This is a genomic window from Lactobacillus acidophilus (assembly GCF_034298135.1).
In the GTDB taxonomy this organism is placed as follows: domain Bacteria; phylum Bacillota; class Bacilli; order Lactobacillales; family Lactobacillaceae; genus Lactobacillus; species Lactobacillus acidophilus.
Window position 1 is genome coordinate 532,112 of the sequence record NZ_CP139575.1, and the last position, 24,976, is coordinate 557,087.

23 protein-coding genes are annotated in these 24,976 nt (G+C 34.2%); 20 read left to right on the plus strand and 3 right to left on the minus strand.

Annotated elements, in window-relative coordinates; genetic code table 11:
- The first annotated feature begins 124 nt into the window (after nt 1–124).
- A complete protein-coding gene (locus SO785_RS02345) occupies nt 125–1,894 on the plus strand; it encodes an oligopeptide ABC transporter substrate-binding protein (RefSeq protein WP_003547891.1) in 1,770 nt (589 codons plus the stop codon).
- 201 nt (nt 1,895–2,095) lie between these two features.
- Complete coding sequence (locus SO785_RS02350) at nt 2,096–3,853, plus strand: oligopeptide ABC transporter substrate-binding protein (RefSeq protein WP_021874103.1); 1,758 nt, start codon at nt 2,096–2,098, stop codon at nt 3,851–3,853.
- A gap of 76 nt (nt 3,854–3,929) precedes the next feature.
- Here the strand turns inward: SO785_RS02350 and SO785_RS02355 are convergent, their stop codons facing one another.
- Nucleotides 3,930–5,279, minus strand: a complete 1,350-nt coding sequence (locus SO785_RS02355; RefSeq protein ID WP_035654360.1) for an IS3 family transposase — start codon at nt 5,277–5,279, stop codon at nt 3,930–3,932.
- A 155-nt stretch (nt 5,280–5,434) separates the two neighbouring features.
- On the opposite strand from SO785_RS02355, the gene rnc reads away from it, so the two are divergent.
- The 5 genes from rnc (at nt 5,435) to SO785_RS02380 (ending at nt 12,936) form a co-directional block, all read left to right on the plus strand.
- Nucleotides 5,435–6,121 carry a ribonuclease III gene (gene rnc / locus SO785_RS02360; protein WP_003547887.1) on the plus strand — a complete coding sequence of 229 codons (687 nt, stop codon included), beginning with the start codon at nt 5,435–5,437 and terminating at the stop codon, nt 6,119–6,121.
- 12 nt (nt 6,122–6,133) lie between these two features.
- A complete protein-coding gene (gene smc / locus SO785_RS02365; protein ID WP_011254411.1) occupies nt 6,134–9,703 on the plus strand; it encodes a chromosome segregation protein SMC in 3,570 nt (1,189 codons plus the stop codon).
- Nucleotides 9,704–10,999 carry a signal recognition particle-docking protein FtsY gene (ftsY, locus tag SO785_RS02370; protein ID WP_003547883.1) on the plus strand — a complete coding sequence of 432 codons (1,296 nt, stop codon included), beginning with the start codon at nt 9,704–9,706 and terminating at the stop codon, nt 10,997–10,999.
- 41 nt (nt 11,000–11,040) lie between these two features.
- Nucleotides 11,041–12,462 (plus strand): C69 family dipeptidase, encoded by a 1,422-nt coding sequence (locus SO785_RS02375; protein ID WP_011254410.1) that lies wholly within the window; start codon nt 11,041–11,043, stop codon nt 12,460–12,462.
- Nucleotides 12,463–12,528: 66 nt separating this feature from the next.
- Nucleotides 12,529–12,936, plus strand: a complete 408-nt coding sequence (locus SO785_RS02380; protein WP_003547879.1) for a MarR family winged helix-turn-helix transcriptional regulator — start codon at nt 12,529–12,531, stop codon at nt 12,934–12,936.
- Between the two features lie 62 nt (nt 12,937–12,998).
- Here SO785_RS02380 and SO785_RS02385 read toward each other — a convergent pair whose 3' ends face one another.
- Nucleotides 12,999–14,426 (minus strand): APC family permease, encoded by a 1,428-nt coding sequence (locus tag SO785_RS02385; RefSeq protein WP_011254409.1) that lies wholly within the window; start codon nt 14,424–14,426, stop codon nt 12,999–13,001.
- 192 nt (nt 14,427–14,618) lie between these two features.
- On the opposite strand from SO785_RS02385, the gene ylxM reads away from it, so the two are divergent.
- The 11 genes from ylxM to SO785_RS02440 all read left to right on the plus strand — a co-directional run bounded on the left by ylxM (nt 14,619) and on the right by SO785_RS02440 (nt 23,595).
- Nucleotides 14,619–14,960: a YlxM family DNA-binding protein gene (gene ylxM / locus SO785_RS02390; RefSeq protein WP_003547875.1), complete on the plus strand. Its 342-nt coding sequence runs from the start codon at nt 14,619–14,621 to the stop codon at nt 14,958–14,960.
- Nucleotides 14,961–14,963: 3 nt separating this feature from the next.
- Nucleotides 14,964–16,394 (plus strand): signal recognition particle protein, encoded by a 1,431-nt coding sequence (gene ffh / locus SO785_RS02395; protein WP_003547873.1) that lies wholly within the window; start codon nt 14,964–14,966, stop codon nt 16,392–16,394.
- 89 nt (nt 16,395–16,483) lie between these two features.
- Nucleotides 16,484–16,756, plus strand: a complete 273-nt coding sequence (gene rpsP, locus SO785_RS02400) for a 30S ribosomal protein S16 (RefSeq protein WP_003547870.1) — start codon at nt 16,484–16,486, stop codon at nt 16,754–16,756.
- 71 nt (nt 16,757–16,827) lie between these two features.
- Nucleotides 16,828–17,343 carry a ribosome maturation factor RimM gene (rimM, locus tag SO785_RS02405; protein WP_011254408.1) on the plus strand — a complete coding sequence of 172 codons (516 nt, stop codon included), beginning with the start codon at nt 16,828–16,830 and terminating at the stop codon, nt 17,341–17,343.
- Entirely contained in the window at nt 17,333–18,058 is a 726-nt protein-coding gene (trmD, locus tag SO785_RS02410; protein ID WP_003547864.1) for a tRNA (guanosine(37)-N1)-methyltransferase TrmD, read from the plus strand. Before rimM ends, trmD begins: the two co-directional genes overlap by 11 nt.
- A 133-nt stretch (nt 18,059–18,191) precedes the next feature.
- Nucleotides 18,192–18,539, plus strand: a complete 348-nt coding sequence (gene rplS / locus SO785_RS02415) for a 50S ribosomal protein L19 (protein WP_003629071.1) — start codon at nt 18,192–18,194, stop codon at nt 18,537–18,539.
- A gap of 206 nt (nt 18,540–18,745) precedes the next feature.
- Nucleotides 18,746–19,174, plus strand: coding sequence for a GtrA family protein (locus SO785_RS02420; RefSeq protein ID WP_021874102.1), 429 nt, complete (start codon nt 18,746–18,748; stop codon nt 19,172–19,174).
- Nucleotides 19,175–19,207: 33 nt separating this feature from the next.
- Nucleotides 19,208–20,779, plus strand: a complete 1,572-nt coding sequence (locus tag SO785_RS02425; protein ID WP_021874101.1) for a hypothetical protein — start codon at nt 19,208–19,210, stop codon at nt 20,777–20,779.
- A 177-nt stretch (nt 20,780–20,956) separates the two neighbouring features.
- Nucleotides 20,957–21,889 (plus strand): glycosyltransferase family 2 protein, encoded by a 933-nt coding sequence (locus tag SO785_RS02430; RefSeq protein WP_003547856.1) that lies wholly within the window; start codon nt 20,957–20,959, stop codon nt 21,887–21,889.
- 295 nt (nt 21,890–22,184) lie between these two features.
- Nucleotides 22,185–22,844 (plus strand): uracil-DNA glycosylase, encoded by a 660-nt coding sequence (locus tag SO785_RS02435; RefSeq protein ID WP_003547855.1) that lies wholly within the window; start codon nt 22,185–22,187, stop codon nt 22,842–22,844.
- Nucleotides 22,837–23,595: an SGNH/GDSL hydrolase family protein gene (locus SO785_RS02440; protein WP_003547854.1), complete on the plus strand. Its 759-nt coding sequence runs from the start codon at nt 22,837–22,839 to the stop codon at nt 23,593–23,595. The genes SO785_RS02435 and SO785_RS02440 overlap by 8 nt, the downstream gene beginning before the upstream one ends.
- A gap of 46 nt (nt 23,596–23,641) precedes the next feature.
- Here SO785_RS02440 and lexA read toward each other — a convergent pair whose 3' ends face one another.
- On the minus strand, nt 23,642–24,268 hold the full coding sequence (gene lexA / locus SO785_RS02445; protein ID WP_011254404.1) for a transcriptional repressor LexA: 627 nt from the start codon (nt 24,266–24,268) through the stop codon (nt 23,642–23,644).
- A gap of 147 nt (nt 24,269–24,415) precedes the next feature.
- Between lexA and SO785_RS02450 the strand changes: the two genes are divergently transcribed.
- Nucleotides 24,416–24,676 carry a DUF896 domain-containing protein gene (locus tag SO785_RS02450; protein WP_003547851.1) on the plus strand — a complete coding sequence of 87 codons (261 nt, stop codon included), beginning with the start codon at nt 24,416–24,418 and terminating at the stop codon, nt 24,674–24,676.
- 65 nt (nt 24,677–24,741) lie between these two features.
- On the plus strand, nt 24,742–24,960 hold the full coding sequence (locus SO785_RS02455; RefSeq protein WP_003547849.1) for a YneF family protein: 219 nt from the start codon (nt 24,742–24,744) through the stop codon (nt 24,958–24,960).
- Nucleotides 24,961–24,976: the final 16 nt, after the last annotated feature.

Genomic DNA, 24,976 nt, shown 5'->3' on the forward strand with positions numbered 1-24,976 from the left:
GATAAAAATTAAAAATATTTTCATAAAACTATTGAAAAATTAATTTAACGTGGTATATTTAATCATCAACTTGATTCAAAGACAAATAAGAGAAATTTTGAACCAATAATGGAGGCAAAAAGATATGAAGAAAGCACAACTTTTCGGTTCAATCGGTTTATTATCGGGTGCTGTATTAACTTTAGCAGCATGTGGTCAAAGTGGACAAAACAATAACTCAGGTGCTAAAGATGCACAAAAATTCCCAGCATCAACACCAAAGAAAGCTACTAAGCAAGGTGGTACAGTATCAATCGCATTAGAAACTGATACTCCATTTACTGGTATTTTCTCAGATGAATTATCAACTTCCGCAATTGACTCAAGTGTTGCATCTCCCGGTGAAGAATCATTATTCGATACAGATGATCATTACAGAATTAATGATAAGGGTGCCGCAACTATGAAGCTTGACCGTAAGGCTAAGACAGTAACTATTACTGTTAAGAAAGGCGTTAAGTGGTCAGATGGTCAACAAGTAAATGCCAAAGATCTTGAATATCCATATGAAATTTTAGCTAATAAGAAAACTCAAGCTCAACGTTACGATTCAACTCTTGAAGAAATTGAAGGGATGAAAGAATACCATGAGGGGAAGGCAAAAGCTATTTCAGGTATTGAAATGCCAGATGGTGAAAAAGGTCGTACAATTGTAATTCACTATAAGGAATTAAAACCAGGTATGTACTTCTCAGGTAATGGTTACTTCTGGGAATCAGCAGCTCCATATCATTACTTGAAGGATGTTCCATTCGATAAGCTTCAATCATCTGATCAAATCAGAAAGAAGCCAATGTACTTTGGTCCATTCAAACTTCAAAAACTTGTTCGTGGTCAATCCGTAACTTGGGTTCCAAATAAGTACTACTGGAGAGGTAAGCCAAAGTTGGATAAGATTACTCTTCAAGTAGTTAGTCCTAACTCAGCTTCTCAATCAATTAAGAGTCATAAATTTGATATTGCTGGTGTAATTAACTCACAGTGGGATCAAGTTAAGAATACCAAAGGGGTTAACTGGGTAGCACAAGTACCGCTTTCATATTCATACCTTGGTTTCAAGATGGGTAAATGGGATGCGAAGACTGGTAAAAATGTCATGGATAAGGATTCCAAGGTCGCTAATAAATCATTGCGTCAAGCAATTGGTTATGCAATGAACGTCGATGCTGTTAATAAGCGTTACACTCATGGCTTGAGTTTTAAAGTTAATACTTTGATTCCTAAGGGCTTTGGTGCATACCATGATAGTAGCATTAAGGGCTATAACTACAATTTGAAGAAGGCTAACCAACTTCTTGATAAAGCTGGTTACAAGAAGAAAGGTAAGTGGCGTGTACAACCAAATGGTAAGCCTTTAGTACTTCACTTTGCTACTATGTCAGGTTCTCCGAACGCAGAGGCTATTGCACAAAACTACTTACAACAATGGCATAAGATTGGTCTTAACGTTAAGTTGACCGGTGGTCGTTTGATGGAATTTAACTCATTCTACGACAAGGTACAAAATGATTCTAAAGATATTGACTTCTTCCAAGCAGGTTGGAGCTTAGCTTCTGAACCATCACAAGCTTCAATGTATGGCGAAACTTCACCAATGAACTATGAACGTTTTGCTACAGCTGAAAATAATCGTCTTCTTAAAGAAATGGACTCACAAAAGTCATTTAATACGGATTACCGTGTGAAGGTATTCCACCAATGGCAAAAGTACATGTTCGATCAAGCCTTTGTAATTCCAACTAGCAACTCATACAGTATTAATGCCGTTAACAACAAGATTACTGGCTACTCAACTAAACCATCACAAAATAACAACGGTCACCAATTATGGTACCAAGTTGGTTACGTGAAGTAATGCTGCTATATTAGTAAAAATCTTCTAAATTCTAAACATAAAAAATCCTTTATACAGACTTTCAATAATTAAATCTATACTAATAAAAAACGACAGATATCTTAAAGAAGATACCTGTCGTTTTCATGCTATTGTAATCATTTTGTAATAGTGATATTATAAAAAGGTCAACTTGTTCCAAGTATTGGAGGATTTTTAATAATGAAAAAGGCAAAAATTTTTGCTGGTATTACACTATTATCAGGTGTAGCTCTTACTTTAGCTGCTTGTGGTAATTCAGAATCTAATTCTAATGAATCTTCTACTGCAGCTAAGTTTAGTTCAGCAGTACCAAAGAAGGCTACTAAAAATGGTGGTACTGTAAAGGTAGCTGTTGAAACTGATACCCCATTTACTGGTATCTTTAATGATGAACTTTCAACTTCAGCAACTGATACTAGAGTTATGCAATATGGTGCTGAATCACTTTTTGCTACAGATGATCAATATGTCTTTACTGATAAAGGTGCAGCTACTATTAAGATTAACCAAAAGGCTAAGACTGCAACTATTAATATTAAGAAAAATGTTAAGTGGTCAGATGGTAAGCCTGTAACTGCTAAAGACTATGAATATGCTTACGAAATTATTGCTAACAAGGCAACTAAGTCACAACGTTATACTTCAAGTTTAGCTGACTTAGTAGGTCTTGAAGAATATCATGAAGGTAAGTCAAATACTATTTCAGGTATTGAAATGCCAGATGGTGACAATGGTCGTAAAGTTATTCTTCACTTTAAGACTATGAAACCTGGTATGAATACTAGTGGTAATGGTTATATCTGGGGAACAGCAGCTCCATATCACTACTTAAAGGATGTTAAATTTAAAGATTTAATGTCAAGTGACAAGATTCGTAAGAAACCTTTATTCTTTGGCGCATACAAGCTTCAAAAAGTTGTTCGTGGTCAATCAGTAACCTGGGTTCCTAACGAATACTACTACAAGGGTAAACCAAAGCTTAGCAAGATTACTGCTAGTGTAATTAACCCTAATTCAGTTGCTCAAAGTATTAAGTCAAATAAGTTTGATGTAATCTCAGTTATTAACTCACAATGGCAAAATGTAAAGGGAACTAAGGGCGTAAACTTTATTGCTCAAGTTCCACTCTCATACTCATACCTTGGCTTTAAGGTTGGTAAATGGGATGCTCAAAGGGGCGAAAATGTTATGAATCCTAAGTCAAAGATGAATAACAAGGCTCTTCGTCAAGCTATTGCATATGGTATGAATGTTGATCAAGTTTACAAGCGTTACACATATGGCTTAAGCTTTAGAGTCCCTACTTTAATTCCTAAGCAATTTGGTGACTACTTCGATAAGAATGTAAAGGGCTATAGCTACAACATTAAAAAGGGTAACGAAATCTTAGACAAGGCTGGATTTAAGAAGAAAGGAACTTACCGTGTACAACCAAATGGTAAACCTTTAACTATCCGTCTTGCTGCTATGACTGGTAACTCAACTCAAGAACCAATCGTTCAAAACTACATCCAACAATGGAAGAAGGAAGGTTTGAACGTTAAATTAACTGGCGGTCGTTTAATTGAATTTAATTCATTCTATGACAAGATTCAAAATGATGATCCATCAGTTGATATGTTCTTAGGTGCATGGTCACTTTCAAGTGAACCATCACCAAACGACCTGTATGGTGAAAAAGCACCAATGAACTACTCAAGATTTGTAACTAAGAAGAACAACCAACTTCTTGAGGAAATGGATTCACAAAAAGCATTTAACCATACATACAGAGTAGATAAATTCCACGAATGGCAAAAGTATATGGATGATCAGGCATACGTAGTTCCTGTAGCTAACAGCTATTCAATTAGTGCTGTCAACAAGAAGCTTACTGGTTACTCACTTAAGCCATCAGATGGTTGCCCTAACTGGTACAATGTTGCTTACGCTAAGTAAAAAAGCAAGATTAACCTAAGTTAAAAAGGCTCGAATCATTTTGTACTGAGACGTAAAAATTAGACAAATATTTGTTCTAGCTGACTAAGGCTTGATCTCGATATTCAATCGGGGTTAAGCCTTTTAGTCTGCTCTTTATCCTTTCGTTGTTATAGTATTTGATATATTCTTCGATTGCTTGTGTTAATTCTTCAAGATTGTGATACTTGTACTCCTGATCATAGAACATTTCTGTTTTGAGCAGGCCAAAGAAGTTTTCCATTAGACCATCATCCATGGAATTACCTTTACGAGACATGCTTTGCGTGATGCCATGAAGCTTTAAGGCTCGCTGATAAACTCTGCTCTGATATTGACAGCCCTGATCTGTGTGAAAAATACAGGCATTAAGTGCCTTATGCTTGGCAAAAGCCTTATTGAGCATGGACATAACTAAATTCATATCCGGATGACGTGAGATTGAATAAGAAACTATATCACCACCACAGCCGTCAAGAATTGGCGATAAGTAAAGTTTCTGACCATTTAAGTGAAATTCAGTGATGTCTGTATACCACTTCATATTTGGTCGTATGGCAAAGAAGCCTCGATGAATCAGATTTGGAGCTATCTTACCAATCGTACCTTTATAACTGGAATACTTACGCTTGTTGCGTCTTCGACCTTTGAGCTTAAGTTTGTGCATCCAGTATCGAACTGCTCGATCTGTAACGGCATAGCCTTCTTTTCGCAATTGCATAGCTACACGACGATAGCCATAACGTCTTTGATGATAATCGAAGATTTCTTTCATTCTGGATAAGAAACCTGGTTTCTTTCTCTTAGGCTTATCTTTAGGCTTGATAATGTTGTAGTAAGTACTGCGAGCTATTAAAGGCAGATCTTTATTTTGAGCCAAGACTGTAAATATATAGTCCAAGCTAACCTTGAATTCTTGCCTTAGTTCAGTGACTGCCTGAGCTATTTCTTGTGATGTTTCTGATCCAAGGCGTTTAGTTTTTTTACGTAGGCATTGACGATACGCAATTTCAAGTTTTCTTCTTTGAGTTGCTGGATCTGCTTCTCTAAATCTTTGCGCGATGTTTGGGATTGCTTCTTCTGACTCATGAACGGAATGCCGTCCTTTCTTCTTGATAACGACATTATACCCATTTTTCTTATATTCGCGAATCCAATTATACAAGATACCGTTGCTTCTTAGTCCCAGATCTAAAGACAACTGATTAATTGAATTATTACCAGTTAATGATCTAACAATGGCTTTTTCCTTAAATTCTTTGGTAAACAATTCCTTAGATTTATCATAGATTTCGATCCCATGACGATCTATTAAATTAACCATATATTGTAGGGTAGAACGATTTAATTTTATTTCAGAAGCGATTACAGATAAGGATTTATTTCCATTTCTCCAATCATTATAAATTTTAAGTCTTTGTTTTTTTGTTTAATTTGGACATAGTAAAAGCCGTAAAAGTGTCTAACTTTTACGGCCCACTTCATTTTGATTCGAGCCTTTTTTGCATTCAAAAAATCAGAATAAAACTGGTATAATTTAAAAGTATAAAAGGGGCAATTTTTATGGTAAGTACAAAATTTTTAAATAAATTAAAAAATGAATATAATATTGAATTCAATAATGAAAAATTATTAGAAGAAGCATTTACACACTCTTCCTATTCTAATGAACATCCTGATGATGGGATTCGTGATTATGAAAAATTAGAGTTCTTAGGTGATGCTGTTTTAGAATTAGCAGTTTCCAATTACTTGTATCGTCATTATCCTAAGCTAAATGAAGGTGAATTAACCAGATTAAGATCTAATATCGTTAGAACTGAAGGATTTTCTGAATTTGCTATAGAATGCGGCTTTCAAAAGGAAATTCATTTAGGAAATGGTGAAGAAAAAGCAGGTGCCAGGAATCGTAAAACTTTGCTAGAAGATGTCTTTGAAGCTTTTAATGGTGCATTATTCTTGGATCAAGGAATGCCAGCAGTTGAACGCTTTTTGCATTTAACTGTCTATCCTTTAATTGCTAAAGGTGAATTTGATGATTCACGTGATTATAAGACTGATTTACAAGAATTGTTACAACAAAACGGTCCTGTAAACATTGAATATTCTGTCATTAGTGAATCGCAATTACCGTCACATTTTGTAGTTGAATTAAAAATTAATGATCAAGTTCAAACACAAGGTGAAGGACATAACAAAAAGGCCGCTGAACAACAAGCAGCAAAGGCTGCTTTACAGAAGTTTGAATAAGGGGATGAAACAGTGCCATTAACAGAATTAGTGCTAGATGGATTTAAATCATTCGCTGATAAAACAGTTATTCATTTTAATAAAGGAATAACTGGTATTGTAGGACCAAACGGAAGTGGTAAAAGTAACATTACAGAAGCTATTCGCTGGGTAATGGGTGAATCAAGTGCTAAATCACTTCGTGGAACTAACATGAAAGACGTTATTTTTGCCGGAAGTCAATATAGAAAACCAATGAACAAGGCAGAAGTAACCCTTATCTTTGATAATAAAAATCGTGAGCTTGCTTTTGAAACCGATCAAGTTTCTGTAACTAGAAGAATTTTACGTTCGGGAGATAGTGAATTTTTAATAAATAATCAGCAAGTACGTATGCGAGATGTTCGTACTCTTTTCCTAGATTCAGGAATTTCGCCAAATAGCTTGGCAATTATTTCACAAGGACGGGTCGATCAAATATTAAATTCACGTCCGGAACAAAGAAGGATCATCTTTGAAGAAGCTGCGGGTGTTTTACATTTTAAACAACAAAAAGAAGAAGCGCAGAATCAGCTTAAAAAGACCCAAGATAATTTAATTAGAATTAATGACTTGGTTAAAGAACTTGAATCGCGATTAGAACCACTTAATGAACAAAGTTCGTTAGCAAAAGAATATAAATTTCAAAAGTCTGGTTTAGATAAGAAACTTAAAAGTTTATTGGCATTTGAAATTGAGAATATTAATCAACAAAGAGAAGATATTCAAAAGTCTGCTGATAAAAATAAGATTCTCTTGGCTAAACTAGATGATGAGGTTAAAGATTCTCAAGCTGCAGTCACTCAAAAAAGAGCCGAATATAAAAAATTACGTGATGAGAGAGATCATACACAAAATAAATTGTTGAAATTGAGTAAGGACCTCTCAGAATTGAACGCTAGTTTGCAAATGGCGGAGCAATCACGTCAGTTTGATGATGCTACTAAGGAAGAATATAAAAATCAAGTTAAGCAGTTAAAGCAAAATTTAGTTCAACTAAAAGCCGATTTAGATGAATTGAAAAAAGAAAAGAAAAAGCTTCAAGATGAACAAGATGTTCTAAAAATTGAACGTGGACAACTTACTGGTGAACTGAATGAGGATCCTGAAGAATTAAATAAAAAGTTGGATGATATTCGAAACAACTACATGCAACTACTTCAAGATCAAGCTACAACAAATAACCAAATTGTTAATTTAAATTCGGATCTAAGAAGAAGTCAGGCAGATACAACTTATCAAACTGGTGATGTTTCTAAGCAATTGACTGACGCACAAAAGCAGTTAGAACAACTTCGGATAGAAGGTAAAAAATTAACTGACAAGCGTCAAAAAGAACAGAACGCTATAGTTAGAATAAATAAACAAAATAATCAGCTAAATACAGAATTGACTAATCTTCGTCAAGTAGTTAATGCAGAACGTAATGAACTTGAAAAGGTTGAAGCTCGTCATGAAGCTTTAGTAAATATCCAAAAAAGACATGAAGGCTATTACTACGGCGTTCGTAATGTGTTAAATCATCTGAATGACTTTGCAGGTGTAATTGGTGCAGTGGGTGAATTAATTACATTTCCGGCTGAACTTGAAGCTGCAATGACTACTGCATTAGGTGGTGGGGTTCAAGACTTGATCACTGAAAGTAGAATTAGTGCTAGAAATGCAATTAATAAACTGAAGCAAAATCATGGTGGTCGTGCTACATTTTTACCATTAGATGGTTTGCGGCAATACGGAATTCCTCAATCAACTGTTACTACTTTAAAGTCTTATGATGGTTTTAGAGGAATAGCCAGTGATTTGGTGGAGAGTAAAACTGACCAAGATATTACTGCGGCAATAAATTATTTATTGGGAAGCGTTGTTATTGTAGATACAATAGATACTGCAATGTCAGTTGCTCAACGAGTAAATCGTTATAGAATAGTTACGCTTGATGGGGATGTTATTTCACCCGGTGGTTCAATGACCGGTGGACAAAGAAATCAGCGTAGTAATTCACCATTGCAGACTGCGACTGAAATCAATCAGCTTGAAAAACAAATTAAAACTTTAAAGCAAAATCTTAATGAAGATCAAGATAAACTTGAAAATCTAGTTGATCAAAGTAATAAAGTAAATGCTGAATTACAAGACCTTCAAGATGCTTTACGTGAGACCAGTCAAGCAATTAATGAGGCAGCAATTTCTTTCCAAGGACAAGAAAAAGAAGTTAAGCGACTGCTGGATGCTAACACTTTGTATAAATCACGAATTAAAGATCGAAATGATCGAATTGAATTATTAAAGAAGCAAATCAAGGAAGCTAATGATAAACAAATGCTTTTGACTAAGCAAGGTGAAGAGCAAAAAGCAAAAATGAATGATTTGCAGGATAAGATTAAGAACTTTAATAATTTAAGCCAGCGTATTCAAGATGAACTGTCTAAATTAGATCCTAAGATTGCGGTTTATACTAATAAACTTGAAAATTTATCTAGTCAAGAAAATGAAAAAAATCATCAAATTGATAATAGTGAAAAGCAGATTGAAGATTTAACAGCCAAGTTGACTATTTTGGCGCAAAACGATGAAAATTCAATGAATCAAACTGCTAACTTAGAAAAACAGAAATCCACGATTGAACAAAAAAATAATGAATTGCAAGCTAGACTTAACGATCTAAGTTCGCAATTAGGCCAATTTGACGCACAAATTAATCAATTAGACCAAGTAGCCAGTCGAAATTATGATTTACGTAAAGATGCTGCTATTGAGCAAGAAGACTATTCAGTTAAAATAGCTAAATTTAATAGTTCAATTAATCAAAGACTTGAAACTTTACGTGATGATTATTCTTTAACTTTTGAAGCAGCTATTGCTCAAGCTGAAGGTGAAAATAATGAAGAGACTCGTAATGAGTTAGCTAAAAGCGTAAAATTACATCGGATGTCAATCGAAGATATAGGTCCCGTGAATTTAGATTCGATTCAAGAATATGAAGATGTAAAACAGCGATATGACTTTTTGAATGGTCAACAAAATGATTTGCTTAAGGCACGTGATGATCTTGAAAAGTCAATGACTGAACTTGACGATGAAGTTAAAACACGTTTTAAGCATACTTTTGATACCATTGCTGAAAGTTTTCAAAAGATTTTTCCAGTGGTATTCGGTGGTGGTAAGGCTAAACTGGAATTAACTGAACCAGATAATTTACTTGAAACAGGAATTGAAATTATTGCTCAGCCACCTGGTAAGAAGTTACAACGATTAAGTTTGCTTTCTGGTGGTGAACGTGCATTAACTGCAATTACTTTGTTATTTGCGATGCTTCAAGTAAATCCTGTACCATTCTGTGTGCTAGATGAGGTAGAAGCTGCACTTGATGATGCCAATGTTGCACGTTTTGCGGAATTTTTGCTTAAATATGATATGAAGACAAAGTTTATTGTCATAACACATAGAAGAGGAACTATGCGACAAGCTGATCAACTATATGGTGTGGTCATGCAAGAATCTGGTGTTTCTCAAGTAGTGTCAGTATCCTTAAAAGAAATGAAAGATAAACATGAGGTGAACTAATTGGGTTTATTTGATCGAATTAAAAAATCTCTTTTCGGTAAAAATGATGAAGAAGAGAAAAAAGATGAAGAAAAACAAAGTCAAGAACAGGAAGATATAGAAGAAACAACTGATATGGAAAATGACTCTTCTAATGTTGAAGATTCAGAAAAAGTAGATAATGATACTCAAGATTCGGAAAAAATAGAAGAAACTGAAGAAAACACTTCTGATGAATCATCGGTTGAAGAAGAAATTAGTGAAAATGATAAAATAACTGAAGATGCTGATAATTCTCAAGAAACAGTTACTGAAGAGGTTGTGGATGAAGTACAATCTGAGGAAGAACCAGAACAAGAATTAGAGCCCGAAAAGGAAAATGATTCTCAAGAAGAACTTTATGAAAAGGGGCTTGAAAAGACCAATAAAGGTTTTGGTGCAAGACTGAATGCATTTTTTGCTAAATTTAGAACAGTCGATGAAGACTTCTTTGATGATTTGGAAGATTTGTTAATTGAATCAGATGTTGGTTATGAAACAGCAGAGCAATTGACTGAAGAACTTCGTGAAGAAGCAAAATTGCAAAATGCTAAGTCACGTGATGAATTAAAACAAGTTATTGTTGAAAAATTGGTCGATCTTTATGATAAGGGTGGCAATAATAAAGATGAAAAACTAGAATATAATTCGGATGATAAGCCAAATGTTTACTTATTTGTTGGAGTTAATGGTGCTGGCAAGACTACAACAATTGGTAAATTAGCTAAAAGATTTAAAGATGAAGGCAAATCAGTTATTTTAGCTGCTGCTGATACTTTTAGAGCTGGTGCCGTTGAACAATTAGTTGAATGGGGTAAGCGAGTAGATGTACCAGTTGTAACAGGTAAAGAAAAGGCTGACCCAGCTTCAGTTGTGTATGATGCTACAGAACGGGCTATTAAAGAAAAAGTAGACTATCTTTTGGTAGATACTGCTGGTCGTCTTCAAAATAAGAAAAATTTAATGGCTGAGCTAGAAAAAATTCAAAGAACTATCCAAAAGTTATTACCAGATCAACCAACTGAGACTTTATTGGTACTTGATGGCTCAACTGGACAAAATGCCCTTTTGCAAGCTAAAGATTTTGATAAAACTACTAAATTGACTGGTTTAGTTTTAACTAAATTAGATGGATCATCAAAAGGTGGGGTAGTATTAGCTATTCGTAATGAAATGAATTTACCAGTTAAGTTAGTTGGCTTGGGTGAAAAACCAGAAGATTTGGCAGACTTTGATGCGGCAAATTATGCAATTGGTCTTTTCCATGGCTTAGTCTAGTGTTAAAGTTAAGAGGTAATAGAATTTATAAGGAGAATTTTATGAAAGAATATAGTGCTTGTACTACCATCTTAGTTGGTAAAAATGCCTCAATTGATGGCACAACTATGATTGCTCGTAATGATGATACCTTCCGCCCAATTACTCCACAAAAGTTTATTATTGAGCCAGCTCGTCATGGCGAAAAGAAACATATTAAATCATGGCTTAATAAGTTTGAGATGGATCTTCCAGAAGATGCACAACGAGTTCCTGCCGTACCAAATGTTGATTATAAACATCGTGGTTACTACGATGAAAGTGGTATTAACCAAGAAAATGTTGCTATGTCATGTACTGAATCAACTTATGGTAATGAAAGAACTTTAGCATTTGATCCATTGGTTAAAGATGGATTAGATGAAGACTGTATGCAAACCGTAGTTTTGCCATACATTCATTCAGCACGTGATGGTGTTAAGTATTTAGGTAAGTTAATTGCTAAGTATGGCTCACCAGCTGGTAACTCTGTTTTGTTCAGTGATAAAGATGAAATTTGGTACATGGAAATTGTAACTGGTCACCACTGGGTAGCAGAACGTATTCCTGATGATTGCTATGCTGCAACTGGTAACCGTGTAGCTATTGAACAAGTCGATTTCGATAATCCTGAATACTTCATGTGGAGTGAAGGAATTCAAGAATTTGTTGAAGAACATCACTTGAATCCAGATCATGAAGGTTGGAATTTCCGTCATATCTTTGGTACTTACACTGAACAAGATCGCCACTACAATACTAACCGTCAATGGTATATTCAAAAGTTGTTCAACCCAGAAATTGAACAAGATCCACAAGATGGCGATATTCCATTTATTCGTAAGGCAGCTAAGAAGATTACCAAGGAAGATATTGAATTTGCCTTAGGTTCACATTATCAAGATACTCCATATGATCCATTTGGTAAGGGTACCGAAGAAGAAAAGCACCGCTACCGTCCTATTGGTTTGAACCGTACGCAAAATGCTCATATTTTACAAATAAGAAGTGATGTACCAGCAGACCGTGCAGCAATTATGTGGTTATGTATTGGTGGTCCAACGTTTACTCCATTTATCCCATTCTTTGCTAATATGAATGAAACTGATCCTTCATTTAACAATACTTCAATGGATTACAATATGAGTGATGCATGGTGGTACTACAAGTCATTTGCTGCACTTGTTGAAAGCCACTATCCACAATTTGTTCAACTTGATACTACTTATCTTACTGAACTTAATCGTTACTTCAGAGGTCGTGTTGAAGAAATTATTAAGAATTCAGAAGGTAAATCAGGCGATGAATTAACTGAATACTTAACTAAAGAAAATCAAAAGACTGTTGCTCATACTCGCAAGGAAACTGAAAAGTTATGGGGAGAAATGATGATTGATTCAATTAATATGTCTAAGTTGACTTTTAATATGGATGAAAATCTCTAATAATTAAAAGGCAGCTCAACGCTTAGTTGGGCTGTCTTTTTGCCAAAATTGTGAAAGGATATAATAATGACAGGAAATACAATTGGTTCATTTTTTACCAAGATTAGTAATGAAGTTGAAAAGCAAATGGATGATGATTTAAAGAGTTTTGGCATTGATGCTAATGAATTGGAATTTTTAATTGAGTTAAATCATCATAAGCATGGGAAAAATTTTGATAAACTTGCTAAGGAACTTCATGTAACAGATGACAAAGTCAAAGAAATAGCTAAAAAGTTAGTTACTAAGGACTTAATTACCGTAGCAGATGATGTAGTTACTGAAACTGAAAAAGGCTCAGAACTATGTAAAAAGGTGGAAAAGCATCGTTTAGAAACTGATCATACAATTACAGGGATGCTGAGCAAAGAAGAAATATTAGGTTTGGTTAATGTTTTAAAGAAAATGCTAAAAAAAGACGAAACTAAAGATTAATTAAATAATCAAAAAACTAGGAAATTCCTTACTGGAGTTTCCTAGTTTTTATATGCTGAAAATCATTTTTTATTGTTTAAAACAGAGTGGTGTACACCATATCCTAAGTAAATAAGCAATCCTAGAATAAACCAGATACCGGCATAAAGTTTGGCTTGATAATCTAATCCCAAGAATACGACTAATGCGGCTAAGAAACCTAATGCTGGTAATACTGGATAAAATGGCATCTTAAATGAAGGATCATCAATGTCTTTACCTTCACGAGGACGTAATTTATAAATTCCCAGTGATACGAACATAAATGCGATAAGGGTACCTGCTGAAACTAATTGAGACAGCATAGAGAATGGGAAGAATGCCCCAAGTAAGATACCAATAACTGTTAAAGTCCATAAAGCATTGTTAGGACGACGATCAGCATTTAATTTACCTAGCCATTTAGGAAGCATACCATCTCGACCAAATGAATAAATCAATCTTGAACCTGCCATACTCATTCCGATTAAGGCAGTGAACATTCCAAGAACAGCAATAGTTTGAACAACAATAGCTACAATAGGATGTCCTGCATAACGAAGAGCTAAACCAACAGGCTCAGCTGAGTTAGCATATTTTTGATATGGCATGATACCAATTAATACAAGACTAACGCCAACAAATAATGTAACTGCAATGGCAAGTGAGCCTAAGATACCGCGTGGCATAGTCTTTTGGGGATTAATTGCTTCGGCTGAGTTAGCAGCAATTGAATCAAAACCGATGTAGGATAAGAAAATCATTGATACACCAGCATATATCCCTTGCCAACCACCAAAAGGTCCGTGAGCAGTTGGACGATACTTAGGAATAAATGGGACAAAATTAGAACCCTTAATTGCGGTTAAACCAACAACGATAAAAAATAAAATTGCTAAAACTTTTAATACAACTAATGCATTTTCAACGCGCGCTGCTCTTGAAACACCGTGACTGATTAAAAGAGCAACTAACAGAATTGATATAAGTGAAATGATATCAATAACCCCACCGTTAGTTCCAAATGCATTGGATAAGGCTGCAGGTAATTTTATTCCTAATGGAGCAATTAAAGCTCTAAAGTTAGCCGAAAGCCCGGATCCTACAAAGGCTAGAGCAATAAAGTATTCTGCTAGAAGCGCCCATCCGGCAACCCAGCCCCAGAATTCACCGAAAACCACATTAATCCATGAATAAGCAGATCCCGCAAAGGGCATTGCAGCAGCCATTTCTGCGTATGCAAATGCAACAAGTCCGGCTGCGACAGCTGCTAAAATAAATGAAATTGCCACAGCTGGACCGGTGTGCAATGCTGCTACTTCACCAGGTAAAGTAAAGATAGAAGCAGAAACTATTGTTCCAACACCTAAGGCTAAAAAGTCCTTAACTTTCAATGAGCGAACCAGGTGTCCATCTTTATTTTCATAGACGCGTGGATCTTCTTTCTTGTTCATTTTTTGCCAAAGATTCACAACGCAACTCCTCCTTGATATGAATAGTATGTAATTCATTATAATTAAAAATACGTTAAAAAGGCAACTTTAAAATATTAAAATTTTCTCTTAAAAAATAATAATCTATTTTCTTCAATAAAATAGTAAAAGAAAGTTCTTGATCATTTTGATCGAGGTGCTTTTTTGATATACTAAAAGCTGGTGAAACTTATGGATGAATTGACAAAAAATGAAGAGCTTGGAGATTTATATGCATATTACGGCTCTTTGCTTACTAAGGGACAACAATCTTATTTTGAAGATTATTATTATAATGATTTATCTTTAGGAGAAATTGCTATTAATCATCATGTATCACGTCAGGCCGTTTATGATAATCTAAAGCGATCAAGTAAAAGTTTACAAAACTATGAAGAAAAACTTCATATGCGTAAAGATAATAATTATATTGAAAATATTTTAACTAGTGTGCTATCGTCATTGAATAATAACGACGATAAAGCTGCTAAAAATGAAATAACGAATTTATTAAATAAATTGAGGGGAGAGTAACCCATGGCTTTTGAAAATTTAAGTGAAAGAATTCAAAAAGCATTAAAAAATTTAACTGGTAAAGGTAAGGTTTCAGAAGAAGATATTAATAAGGCTAGTCGTGAAATCAGATTAGCTCTTCTTGAAGCCGATGTTAACTTTAAAGTTGTTAAGGACTTCATTAAAACAATTAAGAAAGAGGCACTTGGTAAGGAAGTTCAAGAAAGTCTTAATCCAGGTCAACAAGTAATTAAAATTGTTAATGAAGAGTTGACTAAGATGATGGGGGAAGAAGCAGTCCCTCTTAATAAATCCAAGCATATTCCTACTATTATCATGATGGTAGGTTTGCAAGGTACCGGTAAGACTACTACAGTAGGTAAACTTGCATATCATCTACAAAAGACGCAGAAAGCTCGTCCTCTTTTAATTGCTGGGGATATTTACCGTCCGGCTGCCGTTGACCAACTAAAACAAATCGGTGAGCAATTAAAAGTGCCAGTCTTTAGTGAAAATGGAGAAAAAGATGTTGCTAAAATTGTTCAAGATGGTTTAGCAGAGGCCGATAAGAACAAAAATGATTATGTATTAATCGATACAGCCGGTCGTCTTGAAATTGACGAGCCATTAATGGAAGAGCTGGAACGTGTAAAGAAAGTAGCGGATCCTGACAATATTTTACTTGTTGTTGATGCTATGACAGGTCAAGCAGCAACCGATGTAGCTAAAGGTTTTGATGAGAGATTAGATGTTACCGGTGTTATCTTGACTAAGCTTGATGGTGATACTCGTGGTGGTGCTGCACTTTCAATTCGTGCTGTAACTGGTAAGCCAATCCTATTTACAGGACAAGGTGAAAAGTTAAGTGACTTGGATGTTTTCCACCCAGATCGAATGGCTTCAAGAATCTTGGGTATGGGTGATATGCTTTCCTTAATCGAAAGAGCACAACAAGATTATGATGCTAAAGAAGCTCAAAAAGTTGCGGAAAAGATGCGTGAAAACACCTTTGACTTTAATGACTTCGTTGATCAATTACAACAAGTTCAAAAGATGGGACCATTAGACCAAATTATGAAAATGATTCCAGGGCTTGCTAATAATCCTCAACTTAAAAACTTAAGTGTTGATCAAAAGCAAATTGATCATACTGAAGCAATTGTTTATTCAATGACAGAAGAAGAACGTGAGAATCCAGATATTTTAAATCCAAGTCGTCGAAGAAGAATTGCTGCAGGTTCAGGTCGTCCAGTTGTTGAAGTAAACAGAATGATCAAGCAATTTAAACAAATGCGCGAAATGATGAGCAAAGTTACTAAGGGGAATATGAAAGGCTTAAGTAACTTGCCAGGAATGGATTCACCAATGGCTAAAATGGCTATGCGCCGGTTAAATAAGAACTTTAAGAAGAATAAGAAGAAGCGATTGCGTAAGGTTAAGAGATATCATTCATAAAAAAATAATGGTGTTAAGGAAAAACACTTTACACCTTTTCGCTTTGGTGGTATATTATTAATCGTTAAGTTTTAGGAGGAAATTAATTTATGTCAGTTAAAATTCGTATGCACCGTGCTGGTGCCAAGAGAAAGCCGTTCTACAGAATCGTTGTTGCAGACTCACGTATGCCACGTGACGGTCGTTTCATCGAACAAGTTGGTTACTACAACCCAGTTTCACAACCAAAGGAATTGAAGCTTGACGAAGACAAGATCTTTGAATGGTTACAAAAGGGTGCACAACCTTCAGACACTGTTAGATCACTTCTTTCAGGTGCTGGCTTGATGGCTAAGTTGCACGATGCAAAATACAACAAATAATTTTGCTATTAATTAAAAGCTTGATGCCAAGTGCTTCAAGCTTTTTTTATTACTTAAAAGGAGAAAAAGGTATGCAGTACTTTGATGTTGCACGAATTTTGACTACACATGGATTACATGGAGAAGTTAAAGTAAATGTGATTACGGATTTTCCAGAAGATAGATTTGCTGAGGGGATGCAACTAGAATTAAAAGATGATATTGATCGAGTTTTAACAATAAAAAAGAGTAGACCATTTAAGCAATTTTGGCTACTTCAATTTGATGAAATAACTGATATTGATGAAGCTGAAAAATTACGTGGAAAAATTTTAGTAATTAGTGAAAAAGATCGTGGTGAATTACCAGATGGAGTTTACTATTACAAGGATATTTTTGATTGTGGTGTAATAGACAATGAGACTGGTAAAAGATTAGGTAAAATAACTGATATTCAATCACCTGGTGCTAACGATATTTGGCTTGTGCATGAAGACAATGGTAAAGAATATTGGATTCCTAATATTGCTGATGTTGTAAAGAAAATAGATATTGCTGATAAAAAGGTATATGTTGAATTGATGGAGGGATTGCGAGATGAAGATTAATATCCTGACCCTTTTTCCTGATATGTTTACGCCATTGCAAGTTTCTATGCTGGGACGTGGTCTTGAAGATGGTAAGTGGGATCTCAATTTGGTTAATTTCCGTGATTTCACTACAGACCTGCATCACCATGTTGATGATACGCCATATGGTGGCGGAGCGGGAATGGTGCTTCAAATAATGCCGATTAAGAAAGCACTTGATTCACTTCCTTCTACTGGCAAGATTATTATTACTGCACCACAAGGTAAGACATTTAATGAAAAAATGGCACAAGAATGGGCTAAGGAAGATGAATTAACTTTTATTTGTGGTCACTACGAAGGGTTTGATCAACGTGTTTATGATTTGGCTGATGAAACTGTTTCAATTGGAGATTATGTTTTAACCGGTGGAGAATTACCTACAATGAGTATGGTTGATGCAACAGTTAGATTATTACCAGGTATTTTAGGTAATTCTGCTTCATCAGTTGAAGAAAGTTTCTCACATGGCTTACTTGAGTATCCGCAATATACTCGTCCAGCTGATTTCGAAGGAAAAAAAGTGCCAGAAGTTTTAACCAGTGGTAATCATCAAAAGATTGCTGAATGGCGACACTATCAGGCTTTAAAGGCAACATATTTACATAGACCTGATATGCTTGAAAATCGCAATCTTTCTGATGAAGAAAAGAAAATGCTGCAAGAAATAAAGAATGAAATGAATGAGGATTAATTTTTTAAAACCTTGAATTCCCTCTGATTACTTGTTACACTAATAATTGTGTCAAAACACAAAATGTATAAGTTATGGGTATTCCGCTGACGCTGGTACGTTGATGAATGCCGAAGAAGGAGAAAAATATATTATGGATCCATTAATTCAAGAATTAACTAAAGAACAAATTCGTGACGATATTCCTGCATTCCGTGCAGGTGACACTGTTACTGTTCACGTACGTGTTGTTGAAGGTACTCACGAACGTATCCAATTGTTCGAAGGTGTTGTAATTAAGAAGAAGGGTACTGGCATCGGTGCTACTTACACTGTTCGTAAGATTGCTTCAGGTGTTGGTGTTGAAAGAACTTTCCCAGTTAACGACCCACGTGTTGCTAAGGTTGAAGTTAAGCGTCATGGTCGTGTACGTCGCGCTAAGCTTTACTACTTACGTGAACGTCACGGTAAGTCAGCAAGAATTGCTGAAGCACGTCGTTAATTACTTAAAAAGAGCCAATTCATTGAATTGGCTCTTTTTTGTTAGTTATAATCATTAAAGACTAATAGTAATGGAATAGCATTGATTCTTTGATACTGAAAGTTTAATATTATAACATAAGGGGGTGTAAGTACTAGTTATAATTTAATAAATATTGCGGGGTAGGAGGACTTTGTCCTTTTTTTTATTGTTTTAGGATAAATAAAATGGTAGAAAAAATTAAAGCTTTATTTCTTTCAGAAGATTTTCGCCAATTAATTGGTTACTGTTTAATTGGTGGCTTAGGCTTAGTAGTAGATTTTGGTGTTTTTACGCCATTAGTACATTTAAATGTAAATGTCGAATTGGCTAATTTTATTAGTTCTAGTTGCGGATTAATCAATAATTTCCTTTGGAACTCATTTGCCAACTTTAAAGTACACGATAAGCTTCTATTAAGATTCATATCTTATTATTTAGTAGGCCAGGTAACTACTATTTTTACTACACTTTGTCTTTTTATTTTTGTAGATAAGTTAGGATATAACACAATTATAGTTAAAGTGGTTTCTACATTCATTGCTACTTTGATCCAATTTGTGATTAATAAGGTTCTTACGTTTCGAAAAGATACGAGAATTAAAAAAGAAGACTAAAATAGCTTATTATTTTGTAGAAAGTGTGACATATTGAGCATTAATGGCAAAAAAATAATATATCGTTTTATTCCATATTTAATAATTTTAACTTTCGTAACTATACTTATTAGTCCTCAATTGATTGGTCATGCTACTTTTATAACTGCAGATCGCTTTTTCCATTTTGGACGTTTTTATGATTCGCTTCAGCAAATTAAAACAGGAAATTATAATTATTTTCAAACAAATTATAGTTTTGGGCAGTGTGGAAGAATAATTAATGCAGTCTATGGACCATATTTTGCTTATTTGAATGGGTTACTTCTATGGGCTTGTGGAAGCTGGTTTAAATACGAAATTGTTGTTGACTATATCTTATTTTTAGTCGCTGGAATGGGAATGTTTCGACTAACCCAAAAGGTAAATACGCCATATTGGATAGGATTATTGCTCAGTTTACTGTATTTAAGTGTGGGGATTTTACCAGGCTGGTTACGTGCAAATAATTTTATGGCTTGTGGAAGCGCATTAGCACCATATGTAGTTATGATAGGAATTGAAATGGTCCAAAATAAAGAAAAGCCGGTTTCTACTATCAAATTAATGCTAATTATGTCGCTTTTAGCACAAATTCATTTATTAAGTACAGTTATTTTAGCTTTTGCGCTCATTCCATTTGCAATTATCGGTTTTAAAAATACTCCTAACAAAAAGTTGATGATTAGGGATTTAGCTTTGGCTGTAGGAGGCACTTTACTATTAACTGCTAATATTTGGGGTGCACTTTTAGAAGTCTCAATTCATAATCAAATGGCTCTTCCTAAAGCATTTAATCTTTCATCGACGGCAATGCGATTAAGTTCTCATAATAGTGAACACTCGCATGTTTTAAAAGTTCTAGCTATTTTGCTCGTTTTGCAATTAATTTATGCAATTTGGCATGTAAAAAAGAATAAAATGAATTTTCTTTTAACTGTTTGGGGGGCTTTCTTCTTAATTATTTCATCCAAACTTATGCCATGGGATAGTATTCAAATAATATTACCAGTTTTGGGCAGATCATTTCAGTTTCCATATCGGTTAATGGTAGCAGGATATCCATTACTTTTTGCAGGGATGGGAATTACAGTTCAGGAATTGAGTAATTTAAATATTAAGCAAAAATCTAATTTGATTGTTCAAGTTTTAATTTATTTAGGCTTAGGACTTACTCTTTTTAAAGCCGGTCAATCTACTTTTAAGACTAATCAAAAATTCACTAGAATTTATAATGATCCTAATCAAGTAGTGGCAATGACTAGCTATTATAAAATGACATCTGATCCTACTAAGTTTTGGCAAGCAACGAATTCTACTAATTTGGGTAAATTGTTTATTTTAATTAATAAAGCTGAAGCTGATTATTTGCCAGATTATGGAAAACCTAGTGCTAGTTTTGAGACGAGAAAAGCATATGAAGAACATGTTTTAAAAAAGAAAAATTTATATATTCATTATGTGAAAAACGGAAATCTTTATCTAAAATGGTATGCTAAAAAAATTAATAAAAGGTATTTACCCCTTATTTTATACAGTGAATCTTCATTAATTTTGAATGGTCAAGAGTTAAAAAGATTAAGGTAAGTAATGTAGGTACGCCTTTAATTCAAGAGAAGAAGGGCTGGAACATTGCACGGCTATCATTTAAGTGCCCTGAAAGTTTTAAATTATGCATTATTGTTAGTCTTGTTTCTTGGATACTAATGCTTTTTTATGGGATAAGAATGTGGATCAAAAGATATGTAAAGAAGGATATTTAAGATGAAAAAATTATCGATTGTGGTTCCTTGTTATAATGAAGAAGAATCAATTCCTCTCTTTTATAATGCAGTAGAAAAAGTAATGCAGACTATTCTGGATTTAGACTATGAATATTGGTTTGTCAATGATGGTTCATCTGATAAATCGCTTGAAGAAATGAGGCAACTTCAAAAAAATGATCCAGAACATGTCCATTATGTCTCGTTTTCACGTAATTTTGGTAAAGAAGCAGCACTTTATGCAGGCTTGCAGGCATCTATAGGAGATTATATAGTAGTGATGGATGTAGATTTGCAAGATCCACCTGAATTTTTGCCTGAAATGTATAATTACATTAAAACCGGTAAGTATGATTGTATCGGAACGCGTCGTGTAGATAGAAAAGGTGAGGCTAAATTTAAATCTTTTCTTTCAGACATGTTTTATAAATTAGTTAATAAAATTTCTAATACTGAAATTGTATCGGGTGCTCGTGATTATCGTATGATGACGCGGCAAATGGTTGATGCGGTTTTAAGTATGCCTGAGTATAATCGCTTTTCAAAAGGAATTTTTTCTTGGGTAGGGTTCAAAACAAAATATTTAGACTATCATAACGTTGAAAGAGTAGCTGGTGAGAGTGATTGGAACACTTGGAAGCTATTTAAATATGCAATGGATGGAATAGCTGACTTTTCACAAGCTCCGTTAAATATTGCAGTTTGGATAGGAACAACTTCATTTATTCTTTCTATTATTGGGTTAGTCTTTGTAATTGTGCGGCATTTTATAGATACCAACTCAAGTGTATTTGGTTGGGCGTCAATGGTAAGTATTATTTTGCTTCTTGGCGGGCTTCAATTATTATGTATAGGCATATTAGGGAAATATTTAGGAAGAATATATTTACAAGTTAAAAATCGGCCGATATATATAATTAAGGAGAAAAAATAAATTATAAATTTTTATAATTACACCACTTTGTGAAAATATTTGCTGTGAAACTGCTGTGTAGCACATTTTTTTATCACAAAGTAACGATATATTGCTAAAAAAACGTTTATTTATCAATGATTTATATTTGTGAAATTAATTTTTAAAAATATGACATTAGATGTGGAATTAAAGAAAAAACTGCCAGTTATCCACACCAGCAGTTTAAATGAATATTAAATTGTCTTAATTATACATTATGCTTGAGAAAAGATAAAATACTTTTCAAGTTTTTGGTTAAAAAGAAGTTGATAAAATGAAATATCCTAAAGAATTGGTTGAAGAAGTTCGAAAACGTTCAGAAGGAATGAAGCTTGAAGGAATAAACTCTGGAAGTGGTCCTAAGCATCCTCTATTAATGTTAGTTGGTGAAGCACCTGGGAGAAATGAAATCGTAAATAACATTCCCTTTAGCGGAGATGCAGGTAAAGAATTGAATAAATCTCTTGAGCAAATAGGCTTAACACGAGATGAAGTTTATATAACTAGTGCAGTTCGTAGTAGACCATATGCAATTAAAAAGACATTTAGTAAACGGGAAAACAAAGAAGTTACTAAATATCCTAATCGCAAACCAACAAAAAAAGAAATTTTGGCTCATGGTCCTTTTTTAGATTATGAAATTGACTATGCTCAACCCAAATTAATCGTGGCATTAGGCAGTACAGGGCTAGAAAGATTACTAGGGTCAGGCCATAAAATTTCAGAAGAACATGGTACAGTGATTGAGAACACTCCAATTTTAAAATTAAATAGTGCCAAAGATGGTTATATTTGGTCGAAAGAAAGATATACTATTTTTCCCGAATATCATCCAGCTGCCATTTTCTATAATCGAAAATTAACTGATATAATTGTTAAAGATTGGGAAGTAATAAAACCTTATTTAGCTAAAGAAAGAGAAACAAATGAGTAATGAAACTTTTTTAATTCCTATTAGACAAAACAATGACTTATCAGATATTGCTTTGAATGAGTTGAGAATGGATTTAGACGAACATCCCCTAAATCAACGTAAGTATACTGATTTTGCTTATTTGCCAGGTAACAATCGTAAATATAGTTTAAACAGTGTAGATAATATTGCTAGTCCATTAAGAGGTAAGAAAATTTTGTTCTTAGGTTCTTCAGTTACTTTTGGCTTTGGATCTTTAGGTGAATCATTTGTTGATTATTTATGGAAAAGGGATGGCGTTGCTGCAATCAAAGATGCAGAAAACGGAACAACATTAGTAAACCAAGATGATAATTCATATGTTGCACGCTTTAATGAAGAATTAAATGAAGAAGCGCCAGATATGTTAGTTTTACAATTATCGACTAATGATGCAACTAATAAAAAGAATTTGGGTAATTTTGATACATTTGACACCCAAACTGTTACTGGCGCATTGGAGTACATAATTAAGTCTGCTAAGGATAAGTGGAATTGTCCTATTTTAATTTATACTAATCCATATTTTGAAAACATTTCATACAAAAAGATGGTTGAACGGACTCAGGAATTGGCTGAAAAATGGGAAGTAGATCTTCTGGATTTTTATAATAATCCGGAATATAAAGATCAAAAAGGTCTTTATATGGCTGATGAAATCCATCCTACTCGTGCAGGTTATTTAGAAAAATGGTTACCTAAATTTGAAAATAAATTAATTCATATGTTGTAATAAAGTACAAAAGGAAGTAAATCGGTCTGATTTACTTCCTTTTGTGCTATTGAATATTGTTACGGTAAAGACCAACCACTTTACCTAAAATGCTTACTTGTTGCAAAATAATAGGTGCCATTGTATCATTTTCTGGTTGAAGACGATAATGATCATCTTCTTTGAAGAAACGTTTAACCGTGGCCTCATTTTCATCTGTCATTGCAACTACTATTTCTCCGTTATTGGCAGTACTTTGTTTTCTTACGATTACATTGTCACCATTTAAAATGCCAGCTTTAATCATACTGTTACCGTGGACTTTAAGCATGAATAATTCGCCTGCATCACTCTCTAAATCAGGAGGAAGTGGGAAATATTCGCTAATGTCTTCAACTGCTAAAATAGGTTGACCTGCAGTGACTACTCCGACAACAGGAATTTCTTTTGGCTTAATACCCAGTTCAGTCTTACCTTCAGCTGTAATTTCAAGGGCGCGAGGCTTAGTAGCGTCTTTGATTAAAAAACCCTTGCGTTCAAGCCGAGATAAATGGCCATGAACTGTTGAAGTGGAAGATAAGCCAACCGCAGCACAAATTTCACGAACTGTTGGAGGAAATCCACGATTTTCTACTGTATCGTAGATATAGCGTAGAATTTCCAGTTGTTTGGTGTCACTATTTTTTCTAGACATGATAATTCCCCATATTATTAAAAATCTTTATTATAAGTAATTCTAACAAAAAAAGCGTATAATTTCAAACAGGCGTTCTTCAAAATGCGACCTTTTTTTATACTTAAAATAAGGTAGACTAAAGGATGATAATGTGAGGTGGATATTATGAATAAAGATGCAATGAGTAAAGAAGAAAAGAAAGTTACAGATCGTATTAACGAACTTTATCATAAGAAAGAAAATGAAGGCTTAACTCCTGAAGAAGAAGAGGAACGTAAGGAATTACATAAGAAGTTCCTTGCTAACTTTAGAGCAGCATTTAAGCAAGATGTTGAAAATATGGTAATTCTTGATAAGAATGGTAAAGAAGTAACTTCTGAAAAGGCTAAGCAAGCTCAAAGAAAAAAGGGTCTTAGAAAAGATTAGTTGAGTCTTTAAAAAGATGATAAACTATGTAAGATAAATAATTATTAATTTATGGAGGATATAAGATGAATTTAGGTTTAGCAATTTTTTTGATTATTATTGCGCTTTTAGTAGGAGCTACTGCAGGCTTTTATGGTGCAAGAGCATATATGAAAAAATATTTCAAGGAAAATCCTCCTATTAGTGAAGAGATGATCGTTGCTATGATGTCTCAAATGGGACAAAAACCTTCAAATAAGAAGGTTCATCAAGTAATGAACATGATGAAGCACCAACAAAAATAATTCAATTTTATAGTTT

Excerpts from the sequence above, each read along its gene's own strand:
- rplS (WP_003629071.1), top strand. The coding sequence starts at position 18,192 with ATGGATCCATTAATTCAAGAATTAACTAAAGAACAAATTCGTGACGAT.
- SO785_RS02345 (WP_003547891.1), top strand. The coding sequence starts at position 125 with ATGAAGAAAGCACAACTTTTCGGTTCAATCGGTTTATTATCGGGTGCT.
- ffh (WP_003547873.1), top strand. The coding sequence starts at position 14,964 with ATGGCTTTTGAAAATTTAAGTGAAAGAATTCAAAAAGCATTAAAAAAT.
- trmD (WP_003547864.1), top strand. The coding sequence starts at position 17,333 with ATGAAGATTAATATCCTGACCCTTTTTCCTGATATGTTTACGCCATTG.
- SO785_RS02435 (WP_003547855.1), top strand. The coding sequence starts at position 22,185 with ATGAAATATCCTAAAGAATTGGTTGAAGAAGTTCGAAAACGTTCAGAA.
- SO785_RS02450 (WP_003547851.1), top strand. The coding sequence starts at position 24,416 with ATGAATAAAGATGCAATGAGTAAAGAAGAAAAGAAAGTTACAGATCGT.
- SO785_RS02420 (WP_021874102.1), top strand. The coding sequence starts at position 18,746 with ATGGTAGAAAAAATTAAAGCTTTATTTCTTTCAGAAGATTTTCGCCAA.
- SO785_RS02430 (WP_003547856.1), top strand. The coding sequence starts at position 20,957 with ATGAAAAAATTATCGATTGTGGTTCCTTGTTATAATGAAGAAGAATCA.
- rpsP (WP_003547870.1), top strand. The coding sequence starts at position 16,484 with ATGTCAGTTAAAATTCGTATGCACCGTGCTGGTGCCAAGAGAAAGCCG.
- SO785_RS02455 (WP_003547849.1), top strand. The coding sequence starts at position 24,742 with ATGAATTTAGGTTTAGCAATTTTTTTGATTATTATTGCGCTTTTAGTA.
- SO785_RS02380 (WP_003547879.1), top strand. The coding sequence starts at position 12,529 with ATGACAGGAAATACAATTGGTTCATTTTTTACCAAGATTAGTAATGAA.
- rnc (WP_003547887.1), top strand. The coding sequence starts at position 5,435 with ATGGTAAGTACAAAATTTTTAAATAAATTAAAAAATGAATATAATATT.
- SO785_RS02375 (WP_011254410.1), top strand. The coding sequence starts at position 11,041 with ATGAAAGAATATAGTGCTTGTACTACCATCTTAGTTGGTAAAAATGCC.
- SO785_RS02350 (WP_021874103.1), top strand. The coding sequence starts at position 2,096 with ATGAAAAAGGCAAAAATTTTTGCTGGTATTACACTATTATCAGGTGTA.
- lexA (WP_011254404.1), bottom strand. The coding sequence starts at position 24,268 with ATGTCTAGAAAAAATAGTGACACCAAACAACTGGAAATTCTACGCTAT.
- ylxM (WP_003547875.1), top strand. The coding sequence starts at position 14,619 with ATGGATGAATTGACAAAAAATGAAGAGCTTGGAGATTTATATGCATAT.
- rimM (WP_011254408.1), top strand. The coding sequence starts at position 16,828 with ATGCAGTACTTTGATGTTGCACGAATTTTGACTACACATGGATTACAT.
- SO785_RS02440 (WP_003547854.1), top strand. The coding sequence starts at position 22,837 with ATGAGTAATGAAACTTTTTTAATTCCTATTAGACAAAACAATGACTTA.